The organism is Photobacterium piscicola (genome assembly GCF_046058925.1).
GTDB lineage: Bacteria > Pseudomonadota > Gammaproteobacteria > Enterobacterales > Vibrionaceae > Photobacterium > Photobacterium piscicola.
Genome location: NZ_CP175534.1, coordinates 2,229,473 through 2,249,636, shown reverse-complemented (window position 1 = coordinate 2,249,636; position 20,164 = coordinate 2,229,473). Strand labels below are relative to the sequence as shown.

Below are 20,164 nucleotides of genomic sequence, written 5' to 3'. Positions count from 1 at the left end.
AAAAGCAATCGTTTGCTGGTGGCGGTAGATAAATGAAGAAAACTCACCGACTGTGTCGCCGGTGAGTGGGGTAATTATAATTTAAAGCGGCTCACGAGAGTATTTTGTTCAGTTGCTAAGTGTTCAAGCTTGACGCCCGTATCAGCCATTTTTTCCATAGTGTTATAACTATTATCAGCAATGTGGCTAATGTCTTCTAAACTACGGGCTATTTCTGTTGTCGTACAACGTTGCTCTTCGGCCGCTTGTGCAATTTGTGTACTCATATCACTTATTTCAATGATAATCGCTTGAATTTCTTCCATTGAACTATTGGCATTAGAAGCAAGGCTAATACTGTTATCCATTTCAGTGACACAGCTTTGCATCATATGCATAGCCTGACCGGAGCTGGATTGTAAGTTTTTGATCATATCTTCAATTTCTGCAGTAGAGTCGGTGGTGCGTTTGGCTAGTACACGTACTTCATCTGCGACCACGGCAAATCCTCGTCCTTGTTCTCCTGCTCTTGCTGCTTCAATAGCGGCATTAAGGGCTAATAAGTTTGTTTGATCCGCAATATTACGAATAACATCCAAAATGGAGCCAATATTACTGCTCATTTTTTGTAATTGTTGAACAGCCTGAACGGATTCATCCAAACGAGTAGAGAGTTGATGGGCGGTATTGATATTACTGGTCATTACCTCACGGCCTGTTGCTGATGCTTGCTCTACTTCATTTACGCGCTCCATGGTGATTTGCGCGCTTTTTGATACATCAGTTACAGAGTGTTCCATTTCAATCATGGCTGTTGCTGCAGAAGCCGTTTGTTGACGTTGGTTATTTAACCGTTGCTTTGCTTCAGCTGTTGTGGCGTGGTTCTCCGTTGCAACGGTGCTTAATTCTGATGATGTGTGGCTAATTTGGGTTAAAATTTGTTGTAAGTTCTGCGCCAGCATATTGATGTGATGGTTAAGTTGACTAAATTCAATAAACGTACTGGCTGCTGTTCGCTGTGTCATATTGCCAGCGGTGAGTGCTTCTAACGTTTTTAATATCGCCATTAGAGGCTGACGCACACTACGAGCTAAATACCAGCCGACGGTAATAGCTAACAAGATTACTGCTATACCAATGATAATAGCTTTTGTCACCACTTCAGAGTAGGTCGTATCTGCTGTTGCAATCGTATTACTCATCTGGCTATTTGCTTGTTTATTGAAATCTCCAACAATAGTCATAGATTGGTTAATTTCTTTCGCTAACGTTGCAATATTACTGTAAAGGCGGTGTTGTGCCTGAATGTATTCAAAATGCTGGTCGAGAACGCCACCAGTACGACCAATATCAAGTCCATATTGTTCTACTGATTTGCCGAAAGCTTGCGTTAATTCTGGTTGTAATATAGATAAAGAACGAAAGGTGTTTTTAAGGTGATTAACGCTAATTTTGTTACTTCTAATAGCTTTTTCGATCTCGGCAGTATTATCAGATGCTAGGGCATCTAAAGTGATCGTTTCTGTTTCTTTTAATTTTAAGAAATAGTTTTTAGATAACATTTTAACGGTAAGGTTATCTTGCTCATTAATAAACTCTTTCATACCAATATTCAATTCTGTTTGTAGTTGCTGAAATTGACGCGCAGATTGTTGGCGTTCATTGGTGGCAAGCAGTAATAAGCGGTAATTGGTCATGGCAATAGTGGCTTCAGTAAAATAACGTTGTTCTAATTCGGTTAATGCCAGAATCGATTTTTCTAATTGAGGATTATTTTTTGTCACTTGTTGTAATTGATTTCGAGCTTGTTGAAAGAGGGTAGTTTGTTGTTCAAATTCTACACTATAAGCTGCCATTGCTGTTGGATCTTGGCTGGTCAGGTAATCTTTAAAAATTTTATCAGCGACAAGCAGTTGCAGACTAACATTATGTGATGCTGAAACTAGGGGTAAGGCACCAGTTGTAATGGACTTTAATTGATTGTGAATACGATCAACGCCATCAAGCATAAACATAATAGTAATAACAAATAGTGCTACTAAGATAGCGAAGCCTAAGTACATACGACGTATGACAGAGGTTTGAGATTTCTTTTTCATAATATCCCTAATTTCATAAAGTCCGAGAATTGCGCCGTTAATGATCGTAATATCGCTTTATAGCGATGGCGATTGGTATAAAAGCAACTCTAAAAGTGATTGATTTAATTGTTATAATTGATATTTGTAATATTACGTTAGTTTGATTTATCTATCGTCTTGAACTTCAAAATCTTAACTTTTTGATGATGGTATTGATGAATATTTTGATGGTTGTTGCAAAAAAAAACGGTAAAACATGAAATGAGGTGCGAAAAAAGTGTTTAAAACAGTGTTCAATATTGCCCTCTAGACGTGGGTAGCGCATACTTAGCTCAGAACTAATATAAGCTGATTATTTAATGGAGTCAGGTATGGCTGAAGAAACTATTTTTAGTAAGATTATTCGCAAAGAAATTCCAGCAGATGTTTTATATCAAGATGAGTTAGTGACCGCATTTCGTGATATTAATCCTCGTGCGCCAAGCCATATTCTTATTATTCCAAACAAATTATTGCCAACAGTTAATGATGTTGAAGCAGAAGATGAATTGATGATGGGACGTATGTTTACGGTTGCACGTAAGCTTGCAGAAAGTGAAGGCGTTGCTGAAGATGGTTACCGCTTGATTGTTAACTGTAATCCTTTTGGTGGCCAAGAAGTGTACCATATTCATATGCATTTATTAGGCGGCCGCCCATTAGGGCCAATGATTGTTAGCTAATAAGTCATCAATTCTTAGCATCAAGTTGCAATAGAATAAGTTGAGAATGAAGCTTGAGTAGTAAAATGGCTAATCTGCTAATAATGATGAGCTGTTGGTCACTCAAGCTTTTTTCATTTTATTGAGTAGACTTATAATATTAATTTATAATCCATTGAAATGTAGGAGGCTACAGCCTAGCTGTATATTAATGTAGCATGAAATATATATTTATATTGTTGATATTGTTTGTCACACTTATTTCAGGGTGTAGTGGTTCAGCAATATCAACGATCAGTCTTGAAAATAGTAACCATCATGTTGTTATTGGAAATACGGTATTAGCCAATAAACTTCAATTTAGTCATTCGAAAACACAACGGAATGACGGTTATTTGCATGCATCTGTTGAAGTCATGAATAAAACTGACGTAACCATATCATTGAACTATCACTTTTATTGGTATGATGCGAATGGATTAGAAATAAATCATTCACCGTCAGCATCACAAACATTGATCATTAATCCTCATCAAGTTTTGTTATTGCAAGGTCTTGCTCCTAATACAGCGGCAACGCAATATCGTATTGTTGTGGGTGAAACATACAATTAACGAATAAGAATAGTGACATTAAAGGTAGTGAAAATGAAAAAGAGTGTAATGGCCTTGTTAGCAGCAGCAACGTTATTAGGGGGTTGTGCTCAACCGATTAATTACGGTGGTGGATTACATGGACTTGAAAGTGCGGTAACTAACTTTGGATCCAATGATTTAGAGAAATTATCATCATCAATGGTTGATAAAATGTTAGCGTCATCGGCTGTGCGTTCTATGACAGCGAGCGGCGAACCCATTGTTGTGGTTGATAGTATTAAAAACCAAACTCGTCATCATGTTGATACACAAGATTTAACGGCGATAATTACTGAGCGTTTACAAGATTCTGGTAAATTTAAATTTGTTGATCCTGCCCGCGTAAAAGCGGTGCGCCAACAGTTAAATTTCCGTGAAGATGATCGTTTTGTAAATCAAAGTACGGCTATTCAATTTGGTAATATGGTTGGTGCTCAATATATGTTGTATGGCCATGTATCGACGGTAATGAAATCAACATCAAATGGCAAGCAAGCTTATTATAAAGTGACAATGCGTTTGATGGATTTGAAGTCAGGTGTGATTGAGTGGTCTGATCAAGATCAGGTTATTCAACGTGCATCAACCAATAGTGCCGCTTGGTAATTATACTGCTTTAGTATCAGGTGAGGAGTAGCAATATGGCTGATTATAAACATTTTGATTGTGATCTTTTAATTGCCTTACCTGATACTGAATTGATATCAGCATGTGAACTCACGGGAGGATTGACAAATCGATGTTGGAAACTCTCCTTATTTCACCCGTCAATCAAGCAGACTAAGCAGTATGTCTGGCGGCCATTTTCTATATCTGCGCAAGCATTTGGTATTGAACGCCAGCATGAGTATCAATTATTGTCGCTGATTGCTGATACTAAATTAGCACCACAACCATTACAGTTAGTTGTAAGTACAGACAAACCGACACCGCAAGTGATAGGGTTGGTGGTTGAATGGTTATCTGGCGTAGAAGCGACCACGACATTTTCTGATCAGAGCCTGTGTCAGTTACAAGCAAAAGTACATCAACTTCCCTTACCTTGGTGGCGATTGGATGTACATCAACGTGCCAAACAGTATTGGCAACACCTCCATACTGACCACCACACCTCGTCTCTAGTTTCAATCTACCATTTTTTTCAGAGCCAGCCATTGCCAGTCGCATTTGATGATTGTTGCTGTCACTTTGATCTCGGACGCTATAACGTTATCGTGCCATCGATTAATACCGACACTATTGCCAGTGCCAAAATTATTGATTGGGAATATGCAGCTGCAGGGGATCCCAGTTTAGATTTAGCGATGACTATTATTGCTAATGAATTAGATATTGAACAAGTAGTTAATGATTATTGTGATTATCGTGCGCTTATCAATGACGAAACGGTATTTAATAAACAGCAGTGGTTAGCGGCTGTTATCGCGTGGCAGCCATGGTGTCAGTATTTGGCATTATTATGGTATTTGGTTGGCTACGACATTTGGCAGCAACCTGAGTATTTACGACAAGCTTCGCAATTACAGCAGCAACTCATTGAATATATTAATAACTGTTGATTGATATATACAATTATTGTGTATCAAAATAATCAGTAACTTATGATAAGTAATACACAAACAGAGATGGTGCTTTGGGGCTTGAATCTGTTTTTGTAGGCGAGATCATGTTTTTTGTTTTAAATTTGTTAAAACATTACTTGGATTATGGATTTAACTCGTCGATGTCGGTATAGATAGTAAGTAAAATTATTACTAGATAGCGAGAGATAACAATGATTATTTATTTACATGGCTTTGATTCAACAAGCCCAGGTAATCACGATAAAGTATTGCAATTGCAGTTTATTGATTCTGATGTTCGTTTTCTAAATTACAGCACACTTCATCCCAAACATGATATGCAACATCTTCTAAAAGAAGTGCATAAATTGCTTGAAACCAGTAATGATCCTCAGCCTTTAATTTGTGGTGTTGGCCTTGGCGGTTATTGGGCGGAACGGATTGGATTCTTATCAGGTATAAAGCAGGTCATGCTAAATCCTAATCTGCATCCTGAGCGTAATATGGAAGGAAAAATAGACCGTCCAGAAGAATATGAGGATATTTTGACAAAGTGTGTAACAAATTTTCGTAAAAAAAATACAGGAAATTGTCTTTGTATCCTTTCAACTCATGATGAAGTGTTAGATAATCAGCAAACAAAAGATGCGCTAGATCAATTTTACGACATTATTTGGGATGAAAAAGAATCCCATAAGTTTGCAAAAATATCACAGCATCTACAAAAAATAAAAGCGTTTAAAGCGCAGTAACAACGGAACCATTACCTCCTACATATCACAGACGGGTCGTAGATCCGTCTGCCTACATGCGTGAGCTAATACTTTTTCGCCTAGCAGTCTTTATGCGTGATTATTTACTATCAGCAGACTGCTATGCAATTCAGTCTTTGTCAGTTTTTAAAAATCATAAAATAGAGAGGAAGCTATCTTGACACGTATAATCGTTGTGGGTGGTGGTGCTGGTGGCTTGGAGTTAGCTACTAAATTAGGTCGTACATTAGGCCGTAAACGTCGTGCAGAAATCACATTAGTTGATCGTCGTGCTAGTCATTTATGGAAACCGTTGTTACATGAAGTAGCAACAGGCTCATTAGATGCAGGTGTTGATGCGATTAGTTACCGCGCACATGCTAAAAATCATTCGTTTGATTTCCAGATGGGATCATTACAAGATATTGATCGTGAAACAAAAACGATCACATTAGCAGCATTATATGATAAGCAAAATGAGCTATTGGTACCTGAGCGTTCGTTAGAATACGATATTTTAGTCTTAGCGCTAGGTTCGACCTCAAACGATTTTAATACTCAAGGTGTACGTGATAATTGTATTTTCCTTGATAGCCCCGAACAGGCACACCGTTTCCGTAGTGAAATGAATAATCAGTTCATGAAGTTACATGCTAATAAAGATCAAAAAACGGTTGATATTGCGATTGTTGGTGCAGGCGCAACGGGCGTTGAACTGTCTGCTGAGTTACATAACGCTGTTCAAGAACTTCATAACTACGGTTTTGGCGATCTTGATAGTTCACGCTTAAACATTAACTTAGTGGAAGCGGGTGAGCGTATTTTACCTGCATTGCCACCACGAATCTCACAAGCGGCACATAATGAGTTAACTAAATTAGGTGTAAATGTTCGTACTGCAACCATGGTGACTAAAGCTGATGAAACAGGCTTAACAACTAAAGATGGCGAACATATTCCGGCACAAATTATGGTTTGGGCAGCGGGTATTAAAGCGCCTGATTTTATGAAAGATATCGCGGGTCTTGAAACTAACCGTATTAATCAACTTGTCGTTAAACCAACGCTACAAACCACCCGTGATGATAACATTTACGTTATTGGTGATTTAGCATCATGCGTGCAAGAAGATGGTTCGTTTGTACCACCACGCGCTCAAGCTGCACACCAAATGGCAAGTCGTTGTTTCTCTAATATCGTGGCTAAATTATCAGATCGTGAGCAAAAACCTTACATCTATAGTGACCATGGTTCATTAGTATCATTGAGCCGTTTCTCTACTGTCGGTAGCTTAATGGGTAACCTGTCTAAAGGTTCGATGATGGTTGAAGGGCGTATTGCTCGTATGGTTTACATTTCATTGTATCGTATGCACCAAATGGCGTTACATGGCATGTTTAAAACCGGTTTGATTATGTTAGTTGGACGTATTAATCGTGTACTTCGTCCAAGCTTAAAACTGCACTAAGATTTTTTCATGCAATAAAAAACGCCAGTATGATAAACGCTTGTTAATTGAGCGTCATACTGGCGTTGTTATTAGTGCTGATTATTTAGTTAATCTTAAATAATTCAACATCAAAAATAAGTACAGAGCCAGGTGGAATACTACCTGCACCATTATTACCGTAAGCAAGATTTGCGGGAATAAAGAAACGTACTTTTTCACCAACAACCATATGTTGTAAGCCTTCGGTCCATCCTTTAATTACTCGGTTTAATGGGAACGAAATTTTTTCGCCACGATCAACTGAGCTATCAAATACAGTACCATTAATTAATGTACCGTGGTAATGCACAGTTACTGTATCCGTTGCTTTTGGGTGTTCAGTGCCAGTACCTTGTTGTAGAACTAAATATTGCAAACCAGACGCAGTCGTTTGTACGCCTTCTTTTAGTTTGTTTGCAGCAAGAAATTCCTGCCCAATTTTAATATTTTCTTGCGCTGCCTGTTTGTTGCTGTAAGAGCGATAAAGAAAAAATGCAACTAATGCAGCGATAACGACTGCGATAATAATTTTTGGCACGAGTGTGTCCTTACTTAATAAAATTGATTTATCTTACCATTACTCGCAATAGCAAACTCGCAAAATTATCTGCCTTTTAAATCAGAGATATTATTTATTAATGGTGACAGATTTTATCTCGATTTGTGTGTAAGTTTTCACCGTCAAGTGTGATTTTATTACGAGATAGAAGGAAAGTAATCAACGCATCTAATGATAGATCATTTAATTTACAGGTATGAAAGTGGAGGTTAGTTCCCCAATGTTGTTCAACATACGCGTGTAATGTTTTGATGGTGAAAGGTATTGATGTATCTGCAATAAGGTTTAGTACATCGTGACCATGGCGACTTGCTGTTGTATTCATAATGAGTAACTATTTTTTTTTGAATAAAGAATAAGCAATGTTAGCTGAAATTGAGGTGCTAAAGATTGATGTATACCAATATCAATACAGTTAACGCTACTTAATATAAATCTTGTGGTATGAGTGAATATACATAGCCATTAATGGGTATATTTTGATAAAAAATACGGTTTCTCGCCTCGCATTCAAAAATGGCATTACACGCAAGTGCAGTTTTTTGACTGGCATAATTATCTGTATGGGTAATTATTTCTAAACGGGTTAGACCTAACATTTGAAAAGCAAATTGAATAATAGCGAGACTTGCTTCAGTCGCCATACCTTGGCGATGATAATTGTGGGTGATCCAATAACCGAGATTTGCGGAATTAAATAATGGCACAATGGCACTTAGTGAAACTGCGCCAATAAAGTCATCATTAAATCGATCAAAAATAGCAAGCTCATAACTGTAATCATGTTGCCAACTTAAACGGCTAGCTTCGATCCATTCGTGAGCTTGTTGTTGATCAAAATCAGCATCACACCATTCTAACCAAGGTTGAAGATACTCACTTGATTGGGTGACAGCGTCAACAAAAGCATTTAAATCTGCAGTCTTAAATGGACGTAAAATAAGTCGAGGCGTAGTAAGTTCAAAGTCAATTTTCATGATAATTCTAGTTTATGATGTAGTTGTGGTAATTTATGACAATCAAGAAATCGCCCCAGATGCTATGTCTAGGGCGAGAGGAGGGTTAAATCATATTTTCTCTAAACTGATTTAGTAGATCTTCAATAAATTTAACTCTCTTTTTACGATCTGTTTCATTTGATACGATTTTTAACTTTGTTGGTCCTTCCATTCTGAAATGCTGAGGCTGTGTTTGCAGTAAACCAACCAGAAAGTGAGGGTTAATGGCTGCATCTTGTTTAAATTCAAGATAGCCCCCTTTTTCATTACTCTCAACTTTCTTAACACCAATAATAGCGGCTTTAAGTTTAAGGCTATTAACGGTAATTAGGTTGATAGCAGCATCAGGTAAAAGACCAAATCGATCAATTAACTCTACTTTAATTTCATTAAGCTCATTATCATCTTTTGCACTAGCAATACGTTTATAAAGTGATAAACGGGTATTAATGTCCGGAATATACTCATCAGGTAGTAATGCTGGAATACGCATTTCAACTTCAGCTTGTTGTTTGAGTAGATCATCGAGTGTCGGCTCTCTACCTTCGCGCAATGACTCTACTGCTTGTTCTAGCATTTCCATAAAGAGGCTAAAACCAACAGATTGAATTTGACCACTTTGCTCATCACCTAATAGTTCACCTGCGCCCCGAATTTCTAAATCATGGGTGGCAAGCGTAAAGCCTGCACCAAGATCTTCTAGTGATGCAATGGCTTCTAAACGTTTCACCGCATCTTTGGTCATACGCTTTGGATGTGGTGTTAGAAGGTAAGCATATGCTTGGTGGTGAGAACGACCGACACGCCCACGCAATTGGTGTAGTTGTGCTAGGCCAAGATTATCTGCACGATCCATGATAATAGTATTGGCTGTGGGGACGTCAATTCCGGTTTCAATAATGGTGGTACAAACGAGTACATTAAAGCGTTGATGGTAAAAATCACTCATGATTCTTTCCAGTTCACGTTCGCGCATTTGGCCGTGAGCAAATGTTACTCGTGCTTCTGGAATTAATTTGGCTAAATCTTCTGTGGTTTGTTCAATACTATCGACTTCGTTATGCAAGAAATACACTTGTCCACCACGGCTAATCTCACGCAAGATGGCTTCGCGAATAATATTTTCATCACTTTGACGTACAAACGTTTTAATCGCTAAGCGACGTGCAGGTGGTGTGGCAATAATTGATAAGTCTCGCATGCCGCTCATCGCCATATTCAGTGTTCGAGGAATTGGGGTTGCGGTTAGTGTTAAAATATCAACATCAGCACGAATAGCTTTGATCTTTTCTTTTTGACGAACACCAAAGCGGTGTTCTTCATCCACAACCAATAGTCCGAGATCATGGTAATTAACGCTGCTATTGAGCAGTTTGTGAGTACCAATAAGAATATCAATCTTACCTTCTTCAACATCAGCTAGAATTTGTTTTTGTTCTTTGGCTGTTTTAAAGCGCGATAATACTTCAACGCGAACGGGCGTATTGGCAAAACGGTCTCGGAAATTTTCGAAATGCTGCTGTGCCAATAATGTTGTTGGTACTAAGATAGTAACTTGTTTGTTGTTATCTACTGCAACAAAAGCGGCTCGCATTGCGACTTCTGTTTTACCAAAACCGACATCACCACAAACCAAGCGATCCATGGCTTTTGGTTGGCACATGTCAGATAGAACAGCATTAATGGCTAATGCCTGATCATAAGTTTCTTCGTATGGGAAACTGGTGCAGAAATCAGCATAGCTTTCGCGATCAAGCTTGAATTTAAAGCCCGGTTTGAGCTCACGCATAGCATAAACTTCAAGTAACTCGGCGGCAACATCACGCACTTTTTCTGCCGCTTTTCGCCGTGCCTTAACCCACGCTTCACCGCCTAATTTATGAATGGGCGCTGTTTCTTCTGCGCCGCCGGAGTAACGGCTAATAAGGTGCAATGAAGCCACTGGGACATAAAGCTTAGCACCACCTTGATATTCAAGAGTGACATATTCGGTTTGAATCCCACCAGCTTCAAGAGTTTGAAGTCCTTGATAACGACCAATACCATGGTCGATATGAACTACGGGTTGTCCTACCTGTAATTCAGCAAGGTTACGAATGATGGTATCAGCATTAACTGTGGTTTTTTTATCATTACGACGGCGCTGTTGAATACGCTCGCCAAGTAAATCGCTTTCACAAATAAACGCGACCGCTGGCTTTTCAAGAATAAAACCATTTTCAGCAGCACCAATAACGAGACAATGTTTAGCTTTATCCGCCATTGCAGCATCAAGGTTATCAAAAACGGTTGGACGTAGTTTTATGCGCGCTAATAGATCAAATAATGCTTCTCGACGACCTTCCGAGGCGACAGAGAAAATGATTTTCCCTTTAAATTGCTCAGTAAAGTGACGTAACTCAGCTAACGGCTCTTTGAGTTGATGATTAATTGTTATAGCTGGGACGGGGGTTAAAGCTGGGTTATAGCGACCTGCTTTGTCTGCATCAATTACTTCACGTTGTATACGTACACGAGGCAGTTGCTTAAAGCCAGCAAACATTTCATCTTTAGTTAGCCATAATTCTTTAGGCGCAAGTAAAGGTCGTAGCGGATCAACGCGACGTTGGTCATATCGATACTCTGCATCATGTAAGAAAGTGTCGACCGCAGGCTCTAAATCACCGAGTGTCACTAATAGCGCATTGGTTGGTAAATAATCAAACAGAGTATCGGTATGATTAAAAAATAGTGGCTGCCAATATTCGATACCAGTTGGCCATATTTTTTTACTAACCTGCTGATAGATAGATTCAGGCTCTCGACGCGCTTCAAAACGTTCGCGCCATCGCATACGGAAGTTTTCTATTGCTAGCTCATCGGTTGGGAACTCATGCGCTGGTAGTAGATCTATGGTATTGATTTCAGCTGTTGAGCGTTGATTTTCAGGATCAAATTGACGAATAGAGTCTACTTCATCATCAAAGAAATCAATGCGGTATGGTGCGTTACTGCCCATTGGGAACAGATCAACCAATGAACCACGGCTAGCATATTCACCGTGCTCCATCACTTGATCAACGTGACGATAACCTGATGCTTCTAGTTGTAATCGCAGTTTTTCAAGTGAGATACGATCGTCTTTTTTAACGATTAACGCATGTTGGTGAATGAATTCTTTAGGTGTTAATCGCTGCAAAAGTGTGCTGATAGGGACTAAGATAATACCATTTTTTTGTGTTGGCATTTTATATAAGCGAGCTAAGCGCTCAGAGATAATATCTTGATGTGGAGAGAAATTATCATAAGGTAATGTTTCCCAATCAGGGAAAACATGGACGTCAAGATCACAAAATTGGCTGATCTCTGGCTGTAGTTTTAACGCAGTTTGCGTATCTGCAACAACGGCAAGTATAGGACCATTATATTTAGTGGCTATTTCTGCTAATGACAATGCCAACGCAGAACCAGATAAATTACCGATGTAACGATTATCCCCAGATTTTTTTGGTAAGGGGATTGAGAGTAATGTTTTATTCGTCATTGTTATTATTCATGTTTCGTTGTTGGGCCCGCTGACGTAAAAGCTTTTGTTGGCAATGCAGTGCAGCACGGATTAATAAATCACGATCTTCTTCTAACAGTCGCATATAGCGTAACTGAATTAAAAAACGATCATCTAAAGCGGAGCAATTAACCACTTCAGCATAACAATAAATTGCAGCTGCTGGGTGATCTAAAAATAGTTTAACGGTGACATTTTGCCCAAGAGTAAAAGGCTGTGGGCTATGAAAGCTCAGATTACTAGCACCAAAAGTTTCGGTTATATAACGATAATTAGCATTATCTTGTTGAGATAGCACGTAAGATAACAGCAGGTTTATTTTACTATTTTGAGCACTAAGATAATCAATTAATGCTTTACTGTCTTCTTTTCCAAAGTTGGTTAATAGACGTTCTGCATTTTCTTCGAGCGTGTTACATTCGCGGGCTATACGAAACAGTGGTGGTATTTCTGCACTGAAGGTATCGGCATTGGGAAGAGGCTTACCATCTGCTAATGGTTCGACATTGATTGTTAGTCCTAAGTGAACTGAAAAATATTCATCTTGTCTCATTGCTTACTCACTGCCAGTTAATTGTCATCGAGTGTGTCACTGTTGAAGGTTATCAAACTAAAAATAATAGCGGTGACATTTGTGTTAATTATTACTTAGTGCGTACCTTCGAGCAAGCGATCTCAGTAAAGTGGAGAACTTTTACTCTCTGTTTTTACATTACATTTACCTTGCTAGATGGTAAATAGACCCGTTAACGCGTATTCTTGAGCTATCAAATAAAGGAGTGGTTTTTCAATCCTATGTTTCATCCTGTATCTTTTTTTATTGGCTTACGCTACTTACGTGGACGTTCAGGTGACCGTTTTAGTCGCTTTGTTTCCTACATGTCAACTGCGGGCATCACAGTGGGGGTGATGGCATTAATTACAGTAATGTCCGTCATGAATGGTTTTGAACAACAACTTAAAGATCGCATTTTAGGTGTGTTACCACAGGCAATTGTTACTAACACTGATGGTCGAGTACCACTTTCCGAGCATGTGCCAAATGTTTTAAAACAGCTACCGCATGTGACTAAAGTGACAGCCATAACGCGTGGTGAAACGATTATTCAGAGTGCGAATTCATTAGCAGCTGGCATGATGATTGGTATTGAACCTAATCAATATGATCCTATTGCTGATCATTTGATGGTTGGATCACTGAAAGATCTACAACCAGGTAGCTTTAATGTCATTATTGGTCAATCACTTGCCGTTGAATTAGATGTTCAGCCAGGGGACAAGATTCGATTAATGGTAACCAGTGCCAGTCAATTTACACCATTAGGACGCTTACCAAGTCAGCGTAATTTTACTGTGTCTGGTATTTACGATACAGGTTCTGACGTTGATAAACAGCTAGTATTCACTAATATTTCTGATGCTGGACGGTTATTGCATTACAAATTGGATCAAATGTCGGGGTGGCGTTTATATCTAAATGATCCGTTTGCGGTAACAGAGTTAGCTAAAACACCATTACCAAATGATTGGAAGTGGTCAGATTGGCGTGAACAGCGTGGTGAGTTATTTCAAGCGGTTAAAATGGAAAAAAACATGATGGGACTGATGCTTGGATTGATTATCGGTGTTGCTGCATTCAATATTATTTCGGCACTGATTATGGTGGTAATGGAAAAACAAGCTGAAGTTGCGATTCTAAAAACTCAAGGGATGACCCATCGACAAGTCTTGACATTATTTATGGTGCAAGGCTCAAGTAGTGGTGTTATTGGTGCTCTATTGGGTGGCGTATTTGGAGTCATCGTGTCGCATTACTTAAATCCAATTATGGCATTCTTTGGGGTAAATCTTGCTGTTATTGGGGGTTCTCTTCCTGTGGACTTTGAACCAATGCAAATATTGACTGTTATCGTTGGCGCTATTCTTTTGAGCTTATTAGCGACTATTTTCCCATCTTATCGTGCGGCAGCTGTCCGTCCGGCTGAGGCTCTTCGTTATGAATAATGCATTATTATCTTGTCATCAATTATGTAAAACATATCAAGAAGGCGAGTTACAAACCGAAGTTTTAAAACAAGTAAATATTGATATTGCTGATCATGAATTGGTGGCTATTGTTGGTTCTTCAGGATCAGGTAAAAGTACTTTATTACATATTCTTGGGGCGCTGGATGAACCGACCGATGGTGAGGTGTTTTTTAAGGGGCAGCGTTTAGATACCTTAAGTTCAAATAAACAGGCGAAAATTCGCAATCAAGATATTGGTTTTGTGTATCAATTTCACCATTTGTTAGCTGATTTTACAGCCACTGAAAATGTTGCCATGCCACTATTAATTGGTGGGGTAGCAATCAATGAAGCCCGTACTCGTGCACAAGATATGTTAACAATGGTTGGATTGGATCACCGCTTTGAACATCGGCCATCAGAATTGAGTGGCGGCGAACGTCAACGGGTTGCTATTGCACGCGCGTTGGTCAATAACCCTGCGATTGTATTAGCCGATGAGCCAACAGGTAACTTAGATCATCAAACCGCTTTAGATATTTATGATCTGATGCGTAAGCTCAATGCAGAATCGGGTACCGCATTTTTAGTGGTGACTCACGATACTAAATTGGCATCAAAACTTGATCGCTGCATGCATATGCAAGATGGTATTTTAGCTGAGGTTAAGGAGAAGTAATGTTTCGTCCGTTATCTCTCTATATTGGCAGCCGTTTTAATCGTTCTAAAAAACGAAATCGTATGGTGTCGTTTATTTCTTTGTCTTCAATGCTCGGTATTGCCGTAGGCGTTGCGGTGATCATTATTGGCTTATCTGCCATGAATGGTTTTGAACGTGAGTTACAAACTCGAGTACTTTCCGTTATTCCTCAAGGTGAATTACAAGCGGTACAACCACCATTGAATAATTGGAAACCGTTATTAAAGCAAGTAGAACGGCATCCTCATATAACTGCCGCCGCGCCTTATGTTGAATTTACAGCCTTGCTTGAAAGAGGCACTAAACTTAAAGCGGTTGCTGTTCGTGGTATAGATCCGAAAGAACAACTTAAAGTCAGTGAGTTACCGCGTTATGTTAAAGATAATGCATGGTCACGATTTTCAGCGGGTAAGCGTGAAGTTATTTTAGGTCAAGGGGTTGCGACTAAACTTCAATTGAAGGTTGGTGATTGGATCACGGCAATGATTCCAAATACTGACCCGCAAATGAAGCTCCGTGCGCCTAAACGCATTCGATTACAAGTTGTGGGTTTGCTTGCTTTAGGTGGACAAATTGATCACAGCCTTGCCATTGTTCCATTACAAGATGCTCAACAATATTTAGATATGGGGCAGGGTGTTTCGGGCATCGAAATGAATGTTGATAATGTGCTTAATGCCCAGCAAATTGTCAAAGAAGTGGGTGATACATTACCTGTTTATGTTTATCTGAAAAGCTGGACGCAAAAATACGGTTATTTGTATAGAGATATTCAGATGGTTCGTACCATTATGTATTTGGTTATGGTACTTGTTATCGGTGTTGCTTGTTTTAATATTGTTTCAACATTGATGATGGCAGTGAAAGATCGTGCGGCGGATATAGCAATATTACGTACCATGGGGGCAAGTGATAGATTGATTAAATCTATCTTTGTCTGGCATGGAGTATTATCAGGTGTATTAGGCAGTATTATTGGTTCATTGTTTGGTTCATTAATTGCAATCAACCTAACACATATTGTCCGTGTCATAGAGAAAATTATTGGTCATCGGTTCTTGTCTGGTGATATCTATTTTGTGGATTTTTTACCGACACAATTAGCTTGGCAGGATGTAGCAATTGTTACGGCTACCGCAATTGTCTTGAGTTTGATTGCTACATGGTATCCAGCGACACGAGCAAGTCGATTACAGCCAGCACGAGTATTAAGCGCTAAGTAGTAATGAATCGAATGTGTTCTGTTTAATGTAAACTGAAAAGCGGAGCCTATGGTTCCGCTTTTTTGTCTTTGTTCTTTTATGGTGAGCTACAGATACTCATTTCTGTAATTATGTGTTTTTTGATGGTTAATTCGTAATAAGTTCAATTGGCGTTGATAAATAAATATAAAAGTAAGTTAAAAAAGCGCTTAAGTTGACTTAAAATAATACGGGTAGGTTAATTTTTAGCCGTAAATGTGAATATGATTATAACGATGTGTTCGTTTTTTTTTATTTTCTATTTTTTTATTTTATCATTTACTAATGATGTTTCATAAAAAAAACAACACACGTCAGTGCTGATGCCGCTTGAGGTTTGCCTGAGTTTTCTGAGATTAGTTTATCTAGCAGATAAATAACGAACACTGTTCTTTTTTTTGTGAATTTATATTGTTTAATTTAACACGGCCATTTTTACATGATAATTTGATGTCACTTTAAAAAAGCAAATGTGCTGTAGTCGTTATTAGACAGGATTTATTCTGCATCGATATGACGGTTATTCTATAATCGATATGACTGTCATTCTATAAATAGACAGCGATTTGTTAATAAATAAAACAATTAGGAATATACAATGAAAAAGAATGCACTAGGTTTATTAGTAGCTTTTGCTGTAATGGCGCCTGTTGCTGCACAAGCAGCGGTTCAACTTCCAGCTGGTACACAAGAGCTTGGTATTCAAGGTAATGCTAAACTAGGTAGCGGTTGGGATCTAAACCTAAACGGTTCTTACGGTACATTCGTAAAAGATAACTGGGAAGTTGGTGGTACTGCATCTGTTGCTGCTAAAGATGAAAACGATGCATTCAGTGGTAAGATTGGTGTATTTACAGAATACAACTTTGTTAACTCTACTAACTGGGTTCCTTACGTTGGTGCTGCTACTGAACTTGCTGGTCTAAGCTACGACAACACTAACGGCACTTCAGGTGACCTAGGTGAGAAAGGCGATTCTTGGGCGCTTAACATTAAACTAGCGGCTGGTGTTAAATACTTCATCAACCCTAATGTTGCTCTAACAGCAGAAGCTAACTACAACATCGCAACTGACGATATTGACTTCTCTGGCGACAAAGCTAAAGATAGCCTAACTAACATCGTATTCGGTACTCGCTTCTACTTCTAAGTTTAAGCCCGTTTATTGATGAAAAAAAACCCGCTGATTAAGCGGGTTTTTTTATAGCTATTGATTTGTAAATCGGTTCTGTAACGTAATGTTGTAAACAGAGGTTAAGCGATATTATTATTTTTAATACGCTTAATTAGCCAACTACTCAATAAACTAATGATGGCAATACCTAAGGTAACAAATGGTGCCACCATTAATATCATGGTTGTTACTCGAGCAATATTCTCTGGTAATAACGTCAATAAATACCCTAAGCCTGTGAGTAATAGTATCCAAGCTGTAGCACTTAACCAGGCAAAGCGGAAGAAGTGGGCTTGATTCTTAATTCTAAATCCCATCACCAATGGTAATAGTGGACGTACGACAGGAATAAAGCGCGCTGTAAATAAAGCCACAATCCCATGTCGAATAAGTAATTTATCAACAGTCTCCATTCGATGAGGCGGTACCATATCTACCCATCGTTTTACTTTTGGTAAATGATCAAGCCAGCGGCCTTGTAAATAAGCGAGCCAACTACCAATAGCCGCCGCCATAATTAACAAAAATACGATCAATTTAAAATCAATGATCCCCATTGCACCTAATGTGCCAGCTAAAATAACAATGCTGTCGCAAGGGAGTGGAGCTGCGGGTAAAAATGCACTTTCCAGCCAAATAACAAAAGTGACACAAAAATAGATCATTACAATACTTTCAGGGTTTTGTAATGCTGCAAAATCTTGATGCCATAGCGCTGAAAAAATAGATACAAATGAATCAAGCATCTATGTAGTCCTTGTAGTCAGAGTCATAATTAAAGTAAATGTCGTGGTCATTGAGTAACATTAACTGCCTACGACTGTGAGTAAAACGGTATTGAAAGTTAGCAAGAACAAGATGTGGATACCGTTGATGCTTAAAACAATGACTTGTTATTTGATGTGGTTGTCGAATGACATTGTGGTCACAATGCAGTGCAGGAACAAAATTCTTTTTTTCTGTTTTTGATAACTGTCGTGTTTTATGGCTATTGCTCGATAAAATAATGACATTATCGTTCCAGTTTTCTTGATGATTAGTAGCGTTAAAGACTGAAGCTGGATGTAAAGCATATTGAGACCATGCAATAGGCTCAGCCGAACTTGTTGCGCTTACTAGCAATGTATTTAGTAGCAAGCTAAAGAGAGTGAAGTAACTCATCAACAATATCGCTCAAGTATCAAAAACACACTTTTACTCAAAATTATAACCAAAGGCAATGTTTTTATAAGAAATTGTTATGAAATAATGGTGGGCTATGTTTCTGTGGAGTGCTTTTTATAAAAAAAGCTTCAGTGGTTAGCTGAAGCTTTAATCGTTATTGTTTATTCAATGTATTTATTTGATTAGGGCTTTTTTCATTTGTGAGCCAATGAAAATAAAGCTGATACCTTCAAATATTAAAGAGACACCAACAAAAATGCCCAATAGTGACATTGAGAATTGAGGATTGTGCATTAAATTAAAGAAATAGATACCAATGATTGTTGATAATAAACCACTGAAAACAATCCAACGCCAGCCAGCAAGGTGCTCTCTGCTGCTAAAACCAAACATCATTCGTGTAATACCATTAAATACCATAGTGGCAATCATAAGCACGGTAATGGTAACTAAGCCAATGAATGGTTGCCCTAAAATGAATAAGCCGCCAAGAAGGTAAAAGAGAGCACTGATGACATACCAAATTTTAGTTTTCCATTGTGGAATACTAAAGGTGTGATAAACCTGTACTAAACCGATGACTAAGAAGATCACGCCAATAATAGTTGTAATTGTCATGCCTGCGGCGACAGGTAAGCTAATTGCAAAAATACCGGCTAAAGCAACAATAACACCAACGACAACAAACCACTTCCAACCTTTTGTGAGTAAATTCTTTACTGGATTTTCCATTTCATTTCCCTTTATTCAAAATATTAATGCTTATTAGCTGGCAATAAGTTACTGCTATTTAAGGCTCTATTCTATTTTTAAATAGTAGTCTGAACAATAATAATTACTAGGCATTAAATGCAACTAATTAGCAATATAAGTTTTTGCTGCGGTTATAGGAAAAATAAATGCGGGTTAGATCGAATAATCATAAGAAAAAGCGCATGAAAAAGGGAAAATAATGGAGGGAGAGTCTCAAAAAAATGGCAGTTAACAATAAAACTCCATAAGCATGAAGTTTTATTGTTATAACAAAGTAATGGTTAGCGTGTTTTAGGAATTCGGAATTTACGTTTATTCCAACTGCGTACGACTGAATAGCGCCATAGCCATCGAATACCAAAATAGCCGATGGATGCACTTAATACACTACAAATAAAGCATCCCAATAAGAATGGGGGGCCAATTTGACTCATTTGATTTAATAGGAAATCCCATGTTAATTCAAAATGAAAGCCAACATCAGGGCTATGTAATACCCAAGCACCTAGCTTGTAAGCGCCATAGAAGAGTACTGGCATTGTTACCGGGTTACTGACCCAGACTAGTGCAACGGATAACGGTAAATTAACACCAAACATAATAGCGAGACCCGCCGCCATTAACATTTGACTAGGAAGAGGAACGAAAGCCATAAATAATCCGACAGCAAATGCGCCAGATGCTGAACGACGGTTTAAGCACCATAGATTTGGGTTATAAAGTAGATTCCCGAATATCTTTAACGCTTTTTGGCGTTTAATCACTTCATGGCTAGGCAGAAATTTTTTAATGAAATGTCTTGGCATAATAATTTTTTTTGACTGG

The 20,164-nt window shown here is 38.5% G+C and carries 20 protein-coding genes; 10 read left to right on the top strand and 10 right to left on the bottom strand.

What is annotated here, in order from left to right:
* Positions 1-74 precede the first annotated feature (74 nt).
* Entirely contained in the window at positions 75-2,042 is a 1,968-nt protein-coding gene (locus ACJZU6_RS10710) for a methyl-accepting chemotaxis protein (RefSeq protein WP_408900943.1), read from the bottom strand.
* 389 nt (positions 2,043-2,431) lie between these two features.
* On the opposite strand from ACJZU6_RS10710, the gene hinT reads away from it, so the two are divergent.
* The 6 genes from hinT (at position 2,432) to ACJZU6_RS10680 (ending at position 7,178) form a co-directional block, all read left to right on the top strand.
* Entirely contained in the window at positions 2,432-2,782 is a 351-nt protein-coding gene (gene hinT / locus ACJZU6_RS10705; protein WP_080156687.1) for a purine nucleoside phosphoramidase, read from the top strand.
* Between the two features lie 197 nt (positions 2,783-2,979).
* Positions 2,980-3,375: a YcfL family protein gene (locus ACJZU6_RS10700; protein WP_408900248.1), complete on the top strand. Its 396-nt coding sequence runs from the start codon at positions 2,980-2,982 to the stop codon at positions 3,373-3,375.
* Between the two features lie 33 nt (positions 3,376-3,408).
* Positions 3,409-4,002 (top strand): penicillin-binding protein activator LpoB, encoded by a 594-nt coding sequence (gene lpoB, locus ACJZU6_RS10695; protein ID WP_080156685.1) that lies wholly within the window; start codon positions 3,409-3,411, stop codon positions 4,000-4,002.
* 35 nt (positions 4,003-4,037) lie between these two features.
* A complete protein-coding gene (locus ACJZU6_RS10690) occupies positions 4,038-4,955 on the top strand; it encodes a phosphotransferase (protein ID WP_080156684.1) in 918 nt (305 codons plus the stop codon).
* Between the two features lie 215 nt (positions 4,956-5,170).
* A complete protein-coding gene (gene ycfP, locus ACJZU6_RS10685) occupies positions 5,171-5,710 on the top strand; it encodes an alpha/beta hydrolase YcfP (protein WP_045039371.1) in 540 nt (179 codons plus the stop codon).
* 178 nt (positions 5,711-5,888) lie between these two features.
* On the top strand, positions 5,889-7,178 hold the full coding sequence (locus tag ACJZU6_RS10680; protein ID WP_080156683.1) for an NAD(P)/FAD-dependent oxidoreductase: 1,290 nt from the start codon (positions 5,889-5,891) through the stop codon (positions 7,176-7,178).
* Between the two features lie 85 nt (positions 7,179-7,263).
* Here ACJZU6_RS10680 and ACJZU6_RS10675 read toward each other — a convergent pair whose 3' ends face one another.
* The 5 genes from ACJZU6_RS10675 to ACJZU6_RS10655 all read right to left on the bottom strand — a co-directional run bounded on the left by ACJZU6_RS10675 (position 7,264) and on the right by ACJZU6_RS10655 (position 12,853).
* A complete protein-coding gene (locus ACJZU6_RS10675) occupies positions 7,264-7,737 on the bottom strand; it encodes an FKBP-type peptidyl-prolyl cis-trans isomerase (RefSeq protein ID WP_080156682.1) in 474 nt (157 codons plus the stop codon).
* Between the two features lie 97 nt (positions 7,738-7,834).
* Complete coding sequence (locus ACJZU6_RS10670) at positions 7,835-8,083, bottom strand: YecH family metal-binding protein (protein WP_080156681.1); 249 nt, start codon at positions 8,081-8,083, stop codon at positions 7,835-7,837.
* Positions 8,084-8,183: 100 nt separating this feature from the next.
* The gene (locus tag ACJZU6_RS10665; RefSeq protein WP_080156680.1) at positions 8,184-8,735 is read right to left on the bottom strand and encodes a GNAT family N-acetyltransferase; all 552 of its coding nucleotides are present in this window, start codon (positions 8,733-8,735) and stop codon (positions 8,184-8,186) included.
* Between the two features lie 85 nt (positions 8,736-8,820).
* Positions 8,821-12,279, bottom strand: coding sequence for a transcription-repair coupling factor (gene mfd, locus ACJZU6_RS10660; RefSeq protein ID WP_107275425.1), 3,459 nt, complete (start codon positions 12,277-12,279; stop codon positions 8,821-8,823).
* Positions 12,269-12,853, bottom strand: a complete 585-nt coding sequence (locus tag ACJZU6_RS10655) for a PilZ domain-containing protein (protein WP_080156678.1) — start codon at positions 12,851-12,853, stop codon at positions 12,269-12,271. The genes mfd and ACJZU6_RS10655 overlap by 11 nt, the downstream gene beginning before the upstream one ends.
* Before the next feature lie 242 nt (positions 12,854-13,095).
* Here ACJZU6_RS10655 and lolC point away from each other — a divergent pair, with 242 nt between their 5' ends.
* The 4 genes from lolC to ACJZU6_RS10635 all read left to right on the top strand — a co-directional run bounded on the left by lolC (position 13,096) and on the right by ACJZU6_RS10635 (position 17,398).
* A complete protein-coding gene (gene lolC, locus ACJZU6_RS10650; protein ID WP_408900247.1) occupies positions 13,096-14,304 on the top strand; it encodes a lipoprotein-releasing ABC transporter permease subunit LolC in 1,209 nt (402 codons plus the stop codon).
* The gene (gene lolD, locus ACJZU6_RS10645; RefSeq protein WP_080156676.1) at positions 14,297-14,986 is read left to right on the top strand and encodes a lipoprotein-releasing ABC transporter ATP-binding protein LolD; all 690 of its coding nucleotides are present in this window, start codon (positions 14,297-14,299) and stop codon (positions 14,984-14,986) included. The genes lolC and lolD overlap by 8 nt, the downstream gene beginning before the upstream one ends.
* Entirely contained in the window at positions 14,986-16,230 is a 1,245-nt protein-coding gene (lolE, locus tag ACJZU6_RS10640) for a lipoprotein-releasing ABC transporter permease subunit LolE (RefSeq protein WP_107275426.1), read from the top strand. The genes lolD and lolE overlap by 1 nt, the downstream gene beginning before the upstream one ends.
* A 616-nt stretch (positions 16,231-16,846) precedes the next feature.
* Positions 16,847-17,398 carry an outer membrane beta-barrel protein gene (locus ACJZU6_RS10635; protein WP_394165457.1) on the top strand — a complete coding sequence of 184 codons (552 nt, stop codon included), beginning with the start codon at positions 16,847-16,849 and terminating at the stop codon, positions 17,396-17,398.
* Between the two features lie 104 nt (positions 17,399-17,502).
* On the opposite strand, the gene ACJZU6_RS10630 is transcribed toward ACJZU6_RS10635, so the two are convergent.
* The 4 genes from ACJZU6_RS10630 to ACJZU6_RS10615 form a co-directional block, all read right to left on the bottom strand.
* Entirely contained in the window at positions 17,503-18,168 is a 666-nt protein-coding gene (locus ACJZU6_RS10630) for a DedA family protein (protein ID WP_408900246.1), read from the bottom strand.
* Positions 18,161-18,583, bottom strand: a complete 423-nt coding sequence (locus ACJZU6_RS10625; RefSeq protein WP_080156672.1) for a hypothetical protein — start codon at positions 18,581-18,583, stop codon at positions 18,161-18,163. The genes ACJZU6_RS10630 and ACJZU6_RS10625 overlap by 8 nt, the downstream gene beginning before the upstream one ends.
* Positions 18,584-18,760: 177 nt before the next feature.
* Positions 18,761-19,318 carry an HdeD family acid-resistance protein gene (locus ACJZU6_RS10620; protein ID WP_080156671.1) on the bottom strand — a complete coding sequence of 186 codons (558 nt, stop codon included), beginning with the start codon at positions 19,316-19,318 and terminating at the stop codon, positions 18,761-18,763.
* A 302-nt stretch (positions 19,319-19,620) separates the two neighbouring features.
* The gene (locus ACJZU6_RS10615; protein WP_080156670.1) at positions 19,621-20,145 is read right to left on the bottom strand and encodes a DUF2062 domain-containing protein; all 525 of its coding nucleotides are present in this window, start codon (positions 20,143-20,145) and stop codon (positions 19,621-19,623) included.
* Positions 20,146-20,164: the final 19 nt, after the last annotated feature.